Annotated in this window: 12 protein-coding genes; 8 read left to right on the plus strand and 4 right to left on the minus strand. The window is 70.7% G+C overall.

The genetic code is table 11. From position 1 onward, the window contains the following. Window positions 1-60: 60 nt before the first annotated feature. From ACFYU0_RS21780 to ACFYU0_RS21795, 4 genes are all read left to right on the plus strand, one after another. Window positions 61-741 (plus strand): adenosylcobinamide amidohydrolase, encoded by a 681-nt coding sequence (locus ACFYU0_RS21780; RefSeq protein WP_389303505.1) that lies wholly within the window; start codon window positions 61-63, stop codon window positions 739-741. A 191-nt stretch (window positions 742-932) separates the two neighbouring features. Continuing rightward, window positions 933-1,385, plus strand: coding sequence for a hypothetical protein (locus tag ACFYU0_RS21785; RefSeq protein WP_389303508.1), 453 nt, complete (start codon window positions 933-935; stop codon window positions 1,383-1,385). Window positions 1,386-1,390: 5 nt separating this feature from the next. After that, the gene (locus tag ACFYU0_RS21790) at window positions 1,391-3,562 is read left to right on the plus strand and encodes a hypothetical protein (protein WP_389303510.1); all 2,172 of its coding nucleotides are present in this window, start codon (window positions 1,391-1,393) and stop codon (window positions 3,560-3,562) included. Window positions 3,563-3,794: 232 nt separating this feature from the next. Then, window positions 3,795-4,202, plus strand: coding sequence for a hypothetical protein (locus ACFYU0_RS21795; RefSeq protein ID WP_389303513.1), 408 nt, complete (start codon window positions 3,795-3,797; stop codon window positions 4,200-4,202). A gap of 450 nt (window positions 4,203-4,652) precedes the next feature. On the opposite strand, the gene ACFYU0_RS21800 is transcribed toward ACFYU0_RS21795, so the two are convergent. Next, a complete protein-coding gene (locus ACFYU0_RS21800; RefSeq protein WP_389303635.1) occupies window positions 4,653-5,108 on the minus strand; it encodes a GNAT family N-acetyltransferase in 456 nt (151 codons plus the stop codon). Between the two features lie 263 nt (window positions 5,109-5,371). Here ACFYU0_RS21800 and ACFYU0_RS21805 point away from each other — a divergent pair, with 263 nt between their 5' ends. Next, window positions 5,372-6,145: a response regulator transcription factor gene (locus ACFYU0_RS21805; RefSeq protein WP_351664824.1), complete on the plus strand. Its 774-nt coding sequence runs from the start codon at window positions 5,372-5,374 to the stop codon at window positions 6,143-6,145. 57 nt (window positions 6,146-6,202) lie between these two features. Here ACFYU0_RS21805 and tamR read toward each other — a convergent pair whose 3' ends face one another. Then, complete coding sequence (tamR, locus tag ACFYU0_RS21810) at window positions 6,203-6,700, minus strand: MarR family transcriptional regulator TamR (protein ID WP_358928808.1); 498 nt, start codon at window positions 6,698-6,700, stop codon at window positions 6,203-6,205. 89 nt (window positions 6,701-6,789) lie between these two features. Between tamR and ACFYU0_RS21815 the strand changes: the two genes are divergently transcribed. Together ACFYU0_RS21815 and ACFYU0_RS21820 are read left to right on the plus strand one after the other, a co-directional pair. Continuing rightward, the gene (locus tag ACFYU0_RS21815; RefSeq protein ID WP_389303517.1) at window positions 6,790-7,605 is read left to right on the plus strand and encodes a trans-aconitate 2-methyltransferase; all 816 of its coding nucleotides are present in this window, start codon (window positions 6,790-6,792) and stop codon (window positions 7,603-7,605) included. 3 nt (window positions 7,606-7,608) lie between these two features. Next, a complete protein-coding gene (locus ACFYU0_RS21820) occupies window positions 7,609-7,992 on the plus strand; it encodes a VOC family protein (RefSeq protein WP_389303519.1) in 384 nt (127 codons plus the stop codon). Between the two features lie 74 nt (window positions 7,993-8,066). Here the strand turns inward: ACFYU0_RS21820 and ACFYU0_RS21825 are convergent, their stop codons facing one another. Continuing rightward, complete coding sequence (locus ACFYU0_RS21825; RefSeq protein WP_351664818.1) at window positions 8,067-8,744, minus strand: TetR/AcrR family transcriptional regulator; 678 nt, start codon at window positions 8,742-8,744, stop codon at window positions 8,067-8,069. Continuing rightward, window positions 8,741-9,748, minus strand: coding sequence for an acyl-CoA desaturase (locus ACFYU0_RS21830; RefSeq protein ID WP_389303521.1), 1,008 nt, complete (start codon window positions 9,746-9,748; stop codon window positions 8,741-8,743). The genes ACFYU0_RS21825 and ACFYU0_RS21830 overlap by 4 nt, the downstream gene beginning before the upstream one ends. A 305-nt stretch (window positions 9,749-10,053) precedes the next feature. On the opposite strand from ACFYU0_RS21830, the gene ppc reads away from it, so the two are divergent. Then, complete coding sequence (ppc, locus tag ACFYU0_RS21835; protein ID WP_351664814.1) at window positions 10,054-12,786, plus strand: phosphoenolpyruvate carboxylase; 2,733 nt, start codon at window positions 10,054-10,056, stop codon at window positions 12,784-12,786. Window positions 12,787-12,817 lie beyond the last annotated feature (31 nt).

The following is a 12,817-nucleotide window of genomic DNA, read 5'->3' on the forward strand; positions in this document are numbered from 1 at the left end:
GAGCGGCGGGACCGGCCTCGATACGATCGGCCGGTTCTCACCCCGAGGAGCGAAGAACCGGTGACCGCCGTCCTGCCCCCGCCCACCCCGACCACCGGACCGCACGACGTGCGGCTGCTGACCCGCTCCGAGGACGGCGAGCGGCTGCACGCGCTGCTGTGGCGGGCGGGCCCGGGCTGGCGCATGATCAGCAGCGCCGTGCTCGGCGGCGGCATCGGCGAGCGCGGCTGGGTCCTCAACGCCCAGGTGGCGCACGGCTACCGGCGCACCGACCCGGACCGCCACCTCGCAGGACTGGCCGCCCGGGCGGGCGCCGCCGGACCGGGTGTCGGGCTGATGACGGCGGCCGACGTCTCCCGCCACGGCCGCGCGGAGGACGGCGGGGCGGAGGCGGTCGTCACGGCCGGCATCAGCGTGCGCGGCTGGGCCGCGACCCCGGCGGAGGGCACCGCGCTGCCCGCGCAGCCGGGCACCATCAACATCATCGCCGTCCTCCCCGTGGCGCTGACCGACGCCGCCCTGGTCAACGCGGTGGCGACCGCCACCGAGGCCAAGGTCCAGGCCCTGCTGGACGCCGGCCACGACTGCTCCGGCACCCCCACGGACGCCGTCTGCGTGGCCTCCCGCACCCCCGCCCCCGGCGAACCCCCCCACCCCTTCGCCGGCCCCCGCTCCCTATGGGGCGCCCGCCTGGCCCGAGCGGTACACCGAGCGGTGGGGGAGGCCGTGACGCGGGGGTGAGGCCGGCGGCAGACGCGGGCCCGACTCCGGCGTCCGGACTGCAGGGGGCTGGCGCAGGAGCCGTAGCGGCCGACTTTCGGCCACGGACGCTCAGCGCCGAAGTCCGCCACCACCCCCGGGACTTGGACCCCGGTAATGTGCACGGCTGTCACACCATCCGGCAGCGCGCAGGAAAAACGGGGAGACCACACATGGCGTGGGAGGAGTGGGAGCAGCTGAAGGCCCGGGCGGCCGACCGGCATTCCACACCGATGCAGCTCAATCAGTATCCGGCTGATCAGGGAGGCGGTGGCGGCAACACCCGGGGAGACCTGGTGGCGAAGCACCAGGATCTCGAGGCTGTCGGCAAGGCGGCGCATGACCTGTTCGACGACTTCACCGCCTACAGCGGGCACGCCCGTGCCGCGTCCGAGGCGGCATCGGGTGGGCTCAAGGGCGACGGATTCGCACTGGGCGGCGCACTGGAGCATGTGACGCAGCGGTGGAGCGAGCAGACCAGGACGCTTCTAGACGCATGCGCTCACATCTCCAACCACCTGCGGTACACCAGGAACCAGCACGCGGCCGACGAGTCCTACATCGCCGGTGCGGTCAGTAGCATCGCCACGCTGGACGAGGGCTTCGACGACAGGAAGGGGCACTGACGTCGATGGACCTCGACACACTGCGCCACGGCAACTTCGCCAAGCTCGGTGAGGCGGTCACCGACTGGGAGCAGATGACGAAGAAACTCGCCGGCCTGCAGAAGGACGCCGAGAACAACCTCAAGGCCAAGGCTGACAAGGCCAACTGGCAGGGGCTCAACGCCACTGTCAGTCGTGAGTTCATCACCAGGACAGCCGCGGAGTTCGCCGACGCGCACACTCAGGCCGACTCCATCACCAGGATCCTCAGCGATACACGCGGTGAACTCATCGGTTACCGCACTCAGCTGAACGACGCCATCAGGCGAGCCGCTGATCAGAACCTGACGGTCGTCGATACGGGTGACGGCACCTTCTCAGTAACGGGAAACACCCGGCCCGACTGGGCGTCCGACCCGAGCGGCAAGACGGGAGTGACGGACCAGAAAGTGGTGGACGCCTTCTGCAAGGAGATCGAGGGCATCCTGACCAAGGCGACGCAGAGCGACACCAGTGCCGCGGAGGCGCTGAGGCTTCTGGTCGACCAGGCCAAGTACGGTTTCAGCGACGCCTCCTACGCGGACCGGGACCAGGCGGCCAAAGCCGTCGAAGCCGCCAAGCAGCTGGCGAAGATGGCCAAGAAGCCGGCCGACATGTCCCTCGATGACATCGAGTCCTTCAACCGCACCATGGCGAAGTACCACGACGACCCCCTGTTCGCGGAGAAGTTCGCGACAGGTCTGGGCGCCAAGGGAACATTGCAGTTCTGGACCGAGATGAGCTTCGCCCACGCCGGCGCCAGGGGCTCGGAGCTCAACACGATGAAGGAACTGCAGTCCAACCTGGGCCTCACCCTGGCCACTGCGTCGTTCTCGGATTCGGATGCCATGCGGGACTGGAAGAAGGACGTCGTCGACGAGCGCAACACGAACTTCCGTGCCGCGAACTCGTTCAGCCCTGTTGGTGGTCTCGGCTCCCAGGTCATCAGCAGCCTCATGCGCAAGGGCCAGTTCGACACCGAGTTCCTGGACGATTATCGCAAGGAGCTGTTCAAGGAGGACAAGGCCGCTGGGGACTCGAACACTGACGATCGGTGGGTCAAGGGCTATGACGCCCTGGACCTGGTTTTCGGTGACGGGAACGGCAGGGACCCGCTGGAGGGGCTCTTCGAAGGCCTCTCCCACAACCCCGAGGCGGCGGAGCACGCCTTCGAGTCCAAGGCCGACCTGGACCACATGCTCGGCACCACGGTGTATACCGACCGGGGCGAGTCCTTGGGGCGGGCCCTGCAGAGTGCGGTTACCGGGGTCGCCGAAAACGACTTCACTTCGTCAGCGCCGCCTCACAGTGCCGGTCAAGTGAAGATCATGGCGAACATCATGCAGGCGGTGGCCGACCCCGACGGGGGCGCGAACCTGGTGAGCAAGGGGTTGGGTGAGAGCTTCGGGGACATGGCCGCGGCCTACATGCCGGAAATCAGTTGTGCCTTCAAGGGACCTGAGAGCGAAACCGTCTTCCTCACGAACAGTGATTCCCCCCGGGGACTCAACGTCACGGACGTCACGCGCTTCCTTTCAGCCACCTCCGCGGATCCCGCCGGACGTGCCGGGATCATCTACGGAGAGAGCATCTACACCGGAAGCCTCCTAGAGGAGCACCTGTCGCACCCCGGTCACTTCGACGGCGATCAGAAACAGGTTCTCAACGACATCGGCAGAAACGCTGGAATCATCGAGGGGATCGTCGGGCATTCGGCGGCGAACTCGGAAGTCGCACAGTCCATCCAGGGGGAGAAGAACTACAACGACGCCCTGAAGGCCAAGGGGGACTTCGCCAAGAACTGGGTCAACATCGCCTTCACGGGCCTCGAGGTCCCCGAACATCTGGGCGGCGAGCTCATGGGCTCTGTGGTGGGCGGTGGGGCCGGAGCCGTCGCCGGGGCGGCCATCGATCGCCTGATCGACGGGCAGCAGGCGAGCGGTGCTGAGGACGAGGGGCTCTACTACTCCAGCAAGGACTTGTTCGCGATGCGGAACTCGGTCGGGCAGCAGACGATCTGGTCGGTCGACGACGCCCTGGCCCGCCATCACGTGGATCTGCCGAAGGACGAGATCGACGACTCAGTGGGACAGGCCGTCAACGACGGCTGGAAAGATGCCGACTACTACCTGAACCGTTCGAAGGTGAAGTATGGCTGAGAAGGGTTCTGGCCGCTGGTGGAAGAACCACTCCATAAGAGGGTTCTTCGCGGCCACGGTGATCCTCGTGCTTGTGTGCGGCGGTCTTTTCGCGTTCTTCGTAAAGGGGTTGTACCTGCTTCCGGACAAGGTATGCGAAGGTTCGGTCCAGCGGGACGTCGTCATCCGGACCCTTCCACGGGCGCGGGCGGCGGACCAATGGTCGGACCACCGCGGCCGGGGGAACGACTTCATGTTCGGCTGCCGTGTCTCCACCAGCGGTGACTCGATCCTGTCGGGGAGCGTGAACCTTCGTGAGTCGTCGAAGGACGACTGGGAGCGGGGCTACGGCAGTGACGGGGGCACCCGCGTCGTGCGGACCTCAGCGGGCCGCACGGCGGGGCTGGCACAGCTCGACGACGATGGCGGCGTCGCCTCCGTGTACGTGCCCTGCGAGCCGAAGGACGCGCAGGAGGCGACCGGACCACATGCCTTGGTGGCGGAGGCCAGTGTGAACGGGAAGAGCAGGGCCGCGGGAGCGGCCCGGCGCCAGGACCTGACCGACTTCGCCTATCAGCTGACCCGACACGCCTACGCGCTGGCCGGGTGCAAAGGGCCGAGCGACTTTCCCGAGCGGCTGCCCCGCTACGGCGACCACTGATGGACGAGGACGAGATCCGGTCCCGTTTCGACGGGCGGGGGTGGGTCGAGATCAGGGGTGGGGCGTCCGTGCGGGAGGGGGCCGAGCGGATCGCGTACGCGTTGGGGTACGAGCTGGTCCGCGTCGAGCGCAGCCGTGGTCCCGGCGGTGTTTTCGGCCTTCCGGCTCCCGTCACCGTGCGTCTGTTCTTCCGCCGCGACGACGGTCCCCGGGCCCGGCGCCGGGCCGAGCGGACCGTCGAGCGGTTGCGGGCGGGTGGGCCGGTGGCGGCGGACGACGAGCCGCCGCCCGCTCCGCCGGGCCCGCCGCCGCCCCTCGTGCACCGGCCGCCCGCGCCCCGGCCCCGGCGGTCGATGGAGCCGCAGCCGCCTCCGCCGTCGGGGCCGCCCCGGCCGCGGGTCCCGCCCCGGCCGGCGCATCCGCCCCCGCCGCCCCCGCGGTGACCCGGCGTCAGCCGAGCCGCTTCGTCAGGGTGTACTCCGTGAGGCCCGGCGGGTAGTCGGGGATCACGCACACCACGTCGTAGCCCCGCTTCTTGTAGAAGTCCGGGGCCTGGAAGTCCCAGGTCTCCAGGCGGGCGTTGGCGCAGGCGCGGTCCGTGCGGGCGAGGTGCTCGGCGCGGGCCAGCAGGCGGGAGCCGAGGCCCGCGCCGCGGTGGCGGGCGTCGACCCACAGGTAGGTGACGTGCAGCCAGGTCGCCCAGGTGTGGCCGACCAGGCCGGCGGCCAGTTCCCCCGACTCGTCCAGCGCCCACACGTGCAGCGGGACGTCGCGCTCGCCGGGCGTGCCGCGCAGGGCCGCCAGCACCGGGGACGCCGCGGTGTTGGTGTCCCGCAGCCGGGAACGGAGCAGATCACGTCGGCCTTTGTCTACTTCCGCCTCAATACGAAACATGCGGCACACCATAAACGTGCCGGACGGCCAGTTCTGCAAATCGACTTCCGCCGCGTGCCCGCATCCGTACTCTGTGGAGCAGCGCCGGTGGGGGCCGGTGCTGATCAGGGGGCGAGACAGACGGGTACGGCACCCGTGGTGGGGGTAGCAGTGTCCGCAACGGCGCTGGCCGTGCGGCCGGCGTTTCTCACCACGGGTGCCGGATCCGCGCGGGTCGTCGTTCTCCGGACCTTGGTCGTCCCCTGCTCCACGAGGAGCCTGGGGAAGGGGGTTTCGTGGTTCGCATCCGAGTGCTGGTCGTCGACGACCACCGTATCTTCGCCGAGTCGCTGGCGGCCGCGCTGGCCGCCGAGCCGGACGTCGACGTCTTCGCCGCGGGCAGCGGCCCGGCCGCGCTGCGCTGTCTGGACCGCGCCGCCGCCGAGGGCCGCCGTTACGACGTCCTCCTCGTGGACGCCGACCTGGGCGGCGCCCTGCCCGGCGTCCGCCCGGCCGTGCCCGTGCACGACGGCGACGAGGAGGGGCTGGTCGACGGGATCTCGCTGGTCGCGGGTGTCCGCTCGGCGCAGCCCGGGGTGCGGACGGTGGTCCTCGCCGAGAGGGACGACCCCCGTCGCGCCGCCCTCGCCCTGCAGGCCGGCGCCTCCGGCTGGGTCGCCAAGGACTGCTCGCTGTCCCGGCTGCTGACCGTGATCCGGGGGGTGCTGCGCGACGAGACGCATCTGCCGCCCGCCCTGCTCACCGGCGTCCTCAAGGAGCTGACGGCCGCCCGCAAGCACCGCACCGAGAGCGAGCGGCTGGTGGAGTCGCTGACCCCGAGGGAGCGGGAAGTGCTGCGGTGCATGGTCGCGGGGCTCGGCCGCAAGGCCGTGGCCGAGCGGCTGTTCCTCTCCCCGCACACCGTGCGCACCCACATGCAGAACGTCCTCGGCAAGCTGGGCGTCCACTCCACCCTCGCCGCCGTCGCCCTCGCCCGCAGGGCGGGCGTGGGACCGGCCGACCTGGGCCCTGCCGGACGGATCGGGGTGGAGGAGAGCAGCAGCGCCTGACCGATTCGGGCGTGCGTGCCGGACCCCGCGTCTCCGCCCCGGTCCGCCCGGCAGGCCTCAGCCGGGGATGTTGTCGAACGGGGCGGTCAACTGGCGTAGCAGGCTGGCGAGTTCGGCTCGCTGGGCGCGGGAGAGCTCGGCGAGGATCGCCCGCTCCTGCTCCAGCAGGCCCGCCAGCGCCTGGTCCGCGCGGTCCCGTCCGGTGTCGGTCAGCCGGACCAGCACGCCCCGCCGGTCGCTCGGATCGGGCAGCCGCTCCACCAGGCCCTTCTTGGCGAGCCGGTCGATGCGGTTGGTCATCGTGCCCGAGGTGACCAGGGTCTGCGTCAGCAGTTGCCCCGGCGAGAGCTGGTACGGGGTTCCCGCGCGCCGCAGTGCGGTCAGCACGTCGAACTCCCACGGTTCGAGCTGGTGTTCGGCAAAGGCGAGCCGGCGTGCGCGGTCCAGGTGCCGGGCCAGCCTGCTCACCCGGCTGAGCACCTCGAGCGGCTCCACGTCGAGGTCCGGGCGCTCCCGGCGCCACGCTGCGACCAGCCGATCGACCTCGTCCTCCATGGAGATCAGTGTAGTGGTTGTGTCGACATGAAGTCTCTTGATGTCAAGTCTCTTGACATCAAGACAATATTCCCGGGAGAGTGAACGACATGACGACACCCACCTGGGACCCAGCCCAGTACCTCCGTCACGCCGGCCACCGCGCCCGCCCCTTCACCGACCTCCTCGCCCGCGTCCCGGAGCTCCCCTCCCGCCGGCCCCGGATCGCCGACCTCGGCTGCGGCCCCGGCAACGTCACCACCCTGCTCGCCGGACGCTGGCCCACCGCCCGCATCACCGGCTACGACAACTCACCCGAGATGCTCGACAAGGCGCACGTCGACCACGAGGGCCCCACCGCGGGCGGCGGCCGGCTCGACTTCGCCCACGCCGACGCCCGCACCTGGACGCCCGGCGAGCCGTACGACCTGATCGTCTCCAACGCCACCCTGCAGTGGGTGCCCGGCCACGCCGACCGCTTCGCCGACTGGATCGCGGGCCTCGCGCCGGGCGGCGCCCTCGCCTTCCAGGTCCCCGACAACATCGACGCCCCGCTGCACGCCCTGATGCGCGAACTCGCCGCCGCCCCCCGCTGGAACCCCCTCCTCGGCGACGTGCTGCGCCACGAGGACTCCGTGCACACTCCCGCCGCCTACCTGGACCGCCTCGCCCGCCTCGGCTGCGCCACCGACGTGTGGCAGACGACGTACCTGCACGTGCTGACCGGCGAGGATCCCGTCCTCGACTGGGTCAAGGGCACCGGCCTGCGCCCCGCCCTGACCGCCCTCGCCGACGATCCCGAGGCCCGCGACGCCTTCGTCGCCGAGTACCGCGACCTGCTCCGCGCGGCCTACCCGAGCGCGCCGTACGGCACGGTCCTGCCGTTCCGCCGGCTGTTCGCGGTCGCCGTGAAGAAAGGGGAGTGAGCCGTGCTCGTCGCGCTCGACCACGTCCAGCTCGCCATCCCGCCCGGCTCCGAGGACACCGCGCGGGCCTACTACGTGGACGTCCTCGGCATGACCGAGATCCCCAAGCCGCCGGTGCTCGCCGCGCGCGGCGGCTGCTGGTTCCGGGCCGGCCCGGTCCACCTCCACCTGGGCGCCGAGACGGACTTCCGGCCCGCCCGGCAGGCCCACCCGGGGCTGCGGGTCACGGACATCGAGGCCTATGCGGCCCGGCTCGCCGCCCACGGAGCGCCGGTCACCTGGGACGACGACCTGCCGGGCCACCGGCGCTTCTTCTCCGAGGACCCGGCGGGCAACCGGCTCGAGTTCCTGGAACCCGGCCAGGCCGTCCCGCGGGACCCCCGCTAGGCCTTCTCCCGCGGGACCCCCGCTAGGCCTTCTTCCGCGGGACCCCCGCTAGGCCTTCTTCCGCGGGACCCCCGCTAGGCCTTCCGGTGCCCTATCAGCCGCGGCCGCTGCTCCAGGCCGTCCAGGCCGTGCCAAGCCAGGTTCACCAGGTGCGCCGCGACCTCCGCCTTCTTCGGCCGGCGCACGTCCAGCCACCACTGGCCGGTCAGCGCGACCATGCCGACCAGCGCCTGGGCGTAGAGCGGGGCCAGCTTCGGGTCGAAGCCGCGGGACTTGAACTCGCGGCCCAGGATGTCCTCCACCTGCGTGGCGATGTCGGAGATCAGGGACGCGAAGGTGCCCGTCGACTGCGGGATGGGGGAGTCGCGGACCAGGATGCGGAACCCGTCCGTGTACTCCTCGATGTAGTCCAGCAGCGCGAACGCCGCCTGCTCGCACAGCTCACGCGGATGCCCGGCGGTCAGCGAGCCGGTCACCATGTCCAGCAGCCGCCGCATCTCGCGGTCGACCACCACCGCGTACAGCCCCTCCTTGCCGCCGAAGTGCTCGTACACCACCGGCTTGGACACCCCGGCCTTCGCCGCGATCTCCTCCACCGACGTGCCCTCGAAGCCCTTCGCCGCGAACAGGGTGCGACCGATCTCCAGCAACTGCTGGCGACGCTCGGCGCCGGTCATACGGGTCCGGCGGGTCCGCCGCTGCTTGTCGTTGCCCGGAGTGCTGCTGGAGTCGGTCGCCACGGCGTCAATCATGCCGCCTCGACGGTTTCCTTCCGGCGCCGGGAGCCGCCTCCGCCGGTGTCGCGCCGTGAATCGATACGCGAGCGTGACGGCCAGCGCACGTCGTACGCCCAGCCGAGCAGCTCGAACCAGCGGATGAACCGCGCGGAGGAGTCCACCTGCCCGCGCATCACCCCGTGCCGGGCCGAGGTCGGGTCGGCGTGGTGCAGGTTGTGCCAGGACTCCCCGCACGACAGGACCGCCAGCCACCACACGTTGCCGGAGCGGTCCCGCGACTTGAACGGCCGCTTGCCCACCGCGTGGCAGATCGAGTTGATCGACCACGTCACGTGGTGCAGCAGGGCCACCCGGACGAGTGAACCCCAGAAGAACGCGGTGAACGCGCCCCACCAGGACATCGTCACCAGCCCGCCGATCAGCGGCGGAAGCGCCAGGGACACGGCCGTCCACAGCACGAACTGGCGGGAGATCGCCCGCAGCGCCGGGTCCTTGATCAGGTCCGGGGCGTACTTCTCCTGCGGGGTCTGCTCCTCGTCGAACATCCAGGCGATGTGCGCCCACCACAGGCCCTTGATCAGAGCCGGGACCGTCTCCCCGAACCGCCACGGCGAGTGCGGGTCGCCCTCCGCGTCGGAGAACTTGTGGTGCCTGCGGTGGTCGGCCACCCAGCGCACCAGCGGCCCCTCGACCGCCAGCGAACCCATGATCGCCAGCGCGATCCGCAGGGGCCGCTTCGCCTTGAACGAGCCATGGGTGAAGTACCGGTGGAAACCGATCGTGATGCCGTGGCATCCCAGGAAGTAGAAGAACACCAGCAGGCCCAGGTCGAGCCAGCTCACCCCCCAGCCCCAGGCCAGCGGCACGGCCGCCACCAGTGCCAGGAACGGCACCGTGATGAACAGGAGCAGCGTGATCTGCTCGATCGAACGCTTCTGCTCGCCGCCCAGCGTGGCGGAGGAGATGGAGGTGTCGTTGGCCTTACGGGCTTCGTCGATCACATCGGAACTAGAGGTCATGCGCGTCCCCTGTGGGGTCTAGGGTCGAGGCAGATGCCGGGCCGCCGGAACCGGCGGGAGATGGAGCGACCGTTCCCTACGGTTCCGTAACCTACGGCGTCGTAAGTATGTCAGCGTGCCGTCCGGCGGCAAGAGCCCGCGAGCCTGCGCGTCCGAGTGGACACCTATCCTTGTAGTCGGTCGGACAGCGCGGTCCGCTCTGATTCCTTCCCGGACGCCTCGGCCCGTATGCGGCACCCGCCGCGCGGTGGACGGACGTCCGGGTTCCCTCCAGACGAGCTTCAACACTGCAAGGAGCCGCACCTGTGAGCAGTGCCGACGACCAGACCACCACGACCGGCAGCGAGCTGCGCGCCGACATCCGCCGGCTGGGTGACCTCCTGGGCGAGACCCTCGTACGCCAGGAAGGCCCCGAACTCCTCGACCTGGTGGAGAAGGTCCGCCGCCTCACCCGGGAGGACGGCGAAGCCGCCGCCGAGCTGCTGCGCGGCACCGAACTGGAGACCGCCGCCAAGCTGGTCCGCGCCTTCTCCACCTACTTCCACCTCGCCAACGTCACCGAGCAGGTGCACCGCGGCCGCGAGCTGCGCGCCCGCCGCGCCGCCGAGGGCGGGCTCCTCGCCCGCACCGCGGACCGCCTCAAGGACGCCGACCCCGAGCACCTGCGGCAGACCGTCGAGCACCTCAACGTCCGCCCCGTGTTCACCGCGCACCCCACCGAGGCCGCACGCCGGTCGGTCCTGAACAAGCTCCGGCGCGTCGCCGCGCTCCTGGACGCCCCCGTCCTCGACTCCGACCGCCGCCGCCACGACATCCGCCTCGCCGAGAACATCGACCTCGTGTGGCAGACCGACGAACTGCGCGTCGTCCGCCCCGAACCCGCCGACGAGGCCCGCAACGCCATCTACTACCTCGACGAACTGCACGCCGACGCCGTCGGCGACGTCCTCGAGGACCTCACCGCCGAACTGGAGCGCGTCGGCGTCAGACTGCCCGACGCCACCCGCCCGCTCACCTTCGGCACCTGGATCGGCGGCGACCGCGACGGCAACCCCAACGTCACCCCCCAGGTCACCTGGGACGTCCTCATCCTCCAGCACGAGCACGGCATCAACGACGCCCTGGAGATGATCGACGAACTGCGCGGCCTGCTCTCCAACTCCATCCGCTACGCCGGAGCCACCGAGGAACTGCTGGACTCCCTGCACCGCGACCTCGAACAGCTGCCCGAGATCAGCCCCCGCTACAAGCGCCTCAACGCCGAGGAGCCCTACCGGCTGAAGGCCACCTGCATCCGGCAGAAGCTGGAGAACACCAAGGAGCGCCTCGCCAAGGGCACCCCCCACCAGGACGGCCGCGACTACCTCGGCACCGGCGAACTCCTCGCCGACCTGCGCATCATCCAGACCTCCCTGCGCGAGCACCGCGGCGCCCTCTTCGCCGACGGCCGCCTCGCCCGCACCATCCGCACCCTCGCCGCCTTCGGCCTCCAGCTCGCCACCATGGACGTCCGCGAACACGCCGACGCCCACCACCACGCCCTCGGCCAGCTCTTCGACCGCCTCGGCGAGGAGTCCTGGCGCTACGCCGACATGCCCCGCGACTACCGGGCCAGGCTCCTCGCCAAGGAACTGCGCTCCCGCAGGCCGCTCGCCCCCACCCCGGCCCCCGTCGACGCCGCCGGGCAGAAGACCCTCGGCGTCTTCGAGACCGTGAAGAAGGCCCTGGAGGTCTTCGGACCCGAGGTCATCGAGTCCTACATCATCTCCATGTGCCAGGGCGCCGACGACGTCTTCGCCGCCGCCGTCCTCGCCCGCGAGGCCGGCCTCGTCGACCTGCACGCCGGCTGGGCGAAGATCGGCATCGTGCCGCTGCTGGAGACCACCGACGAACTGCGCGCCGCCGACACCATCCTGGAGGACATGCTCTCCGACCCGTCCTACCGGCGCCTGGTCGCGCTGCGCGGCGACGTCCAGGAGGTCATGCTCGGCTACTCCGACTCCTCGAAGTTCGGCGGCATCACCACCAGCCAGTGGGAGATCCACCGCGCCCAGCGCCGGCTGCGCGACGTCGCCCACCGCTACGGCGTGCGGCTGCGCCTCTTCCACGGCCGCGGCGGCACCGTCGGCCGCGGCGGCGGCCCCTCCCACGACGCCATCCTCGCCCAGCCCTGGGGCACCCTCGAAGGCGAGATCAAGGTCACCGAACAGGGCGAGGTCATCTCCGACAAGTACCTCATCCCCTCCCTCGCCCGCGAGAACCTCGAACTGACCGTCGCGGCCACCCTGCAGGCCTCCGCCCTGCACACCGCGCCCCGCCAGTCCGACGAGGCCCTCGCCCGCTGGGACGCCGCCATGGACGTCGTCTCCGACGCCGCCCACGCCGCCTACCGCCGGCTCGTCGAGGACCCCGACCTGCCGACGTACTTCCTCGCCTCCACGCCCGTCGACCAGCTCGCCGAGCTGCACCTGGGCTCGCGGCCCTCCCGCCGCCCCGGCTCCGGCGTCTCGCTCGACGGTCTGCGCGCCATCCCGTGGGTGTTCGGCTGGACCCAGTCCCGGCAGATCGTGCCCGGCTGGTTCGGCGTCGGCTCCGGCCTCAAGGCACTGCGCGAAACCGGTCTGGACACCGTGCTCGGCGAGATGCACGAACAGTGGCACTTCTTCCGCAACTTCGTCTCCAACGTCGAGATGACCCTCGCCAAGACCGACCTGCGGATCGCCCAGCACTACGTCGACACCCTCGTCCCCGACGAGCTCAAGCACGTGTTCGACACCATCAAGGCCGAACACGAACTCACCGTCCGCGAGGTCCTGAAGATCACCGGCGAGGACGAACTCCTCGACGCCACCCCCGTCCTCAAGCAGACGCTCGCCATCCGCGACGCCTACCTCGACCCCATCTCCTACCTCCAGGTCACCCTGCTCAAGCGGCAGCGCGACGCGGCCGCCGCGGGCGCCGAAGCCGACCCGCTGCTCTCCCGCGCCCTGCTCCTCACCGTCAACGGCGTGGCGGCGGGCCTGCGCAACACCGGCTGACAGCCCCACCGCACACACGGGTGCCCCCGCG

This window comes from Streptomyces sp. NPDC003720 (assembly GCF_042875075.1).
GTDB lineage: Bacteria > Actinomycetota > Actinomycetes > Streptomycetales > Streptomycetaceae > Streptomyces.

Coding starts and splice junctions, on each gene's coding strand:
- ACFYU0_RS21785 (WP_389303508.1), top strand. CDS start 933: ATGGCGTGGGAGGAGTGGGAGCAGCTGAAGGCCCGGGCGGCCGACCGG.
- ACFYU0_RS21790 (WP_389303510.1), top strand. CDS start 1,391: ATGGACCTCGACACACTGCGCCACGGCAACTTCGCCAAGCTCGGTGAG.
- ACFYU0_RS21795 (WP_389303513.1), top strand. CDS start 3,795: ATGTTCGGCTGCCGTGTCTCCACCAGCGGTGACTCGATCCTGTCGGGG.
- ACFYU0_RS21800 (WP_389303635.1), bottom strand. CDS start 5,108: ATGGTGTGCCGCATGTTTCGTATTGAGGCGGAAGTAGACAAAGGCCGA.
- tamR (WP_358928808.1), bottom strand. CDS start 6,700: ATGGAGGACGAGGTCGATCGGCTGGTCGCAGCGTGGCGCCGGGAGCGC.
- ACFYU0_RS21815 (WP_389303517.1), top strand. CDS start 6,790: ATGACGACACCCACCTGGGACCCAGCCCAGTACCTCCGTCACGCCGGC.
- ACFYU0_RS21825 (WP_351664818.1), bottom strand. CDS start 8,744: ATGATTGACGCCGTGGCGACCGACTCCAGCAGCACTCCGGGCAACGAC.
- ACFYU0_RS21830 (WP_389303521.1), bottom strand. CDS start 9,748: ATGACCTCTAGTTCCGATGTGATCGACGAAGCCCGTAAGGCCAACGAC.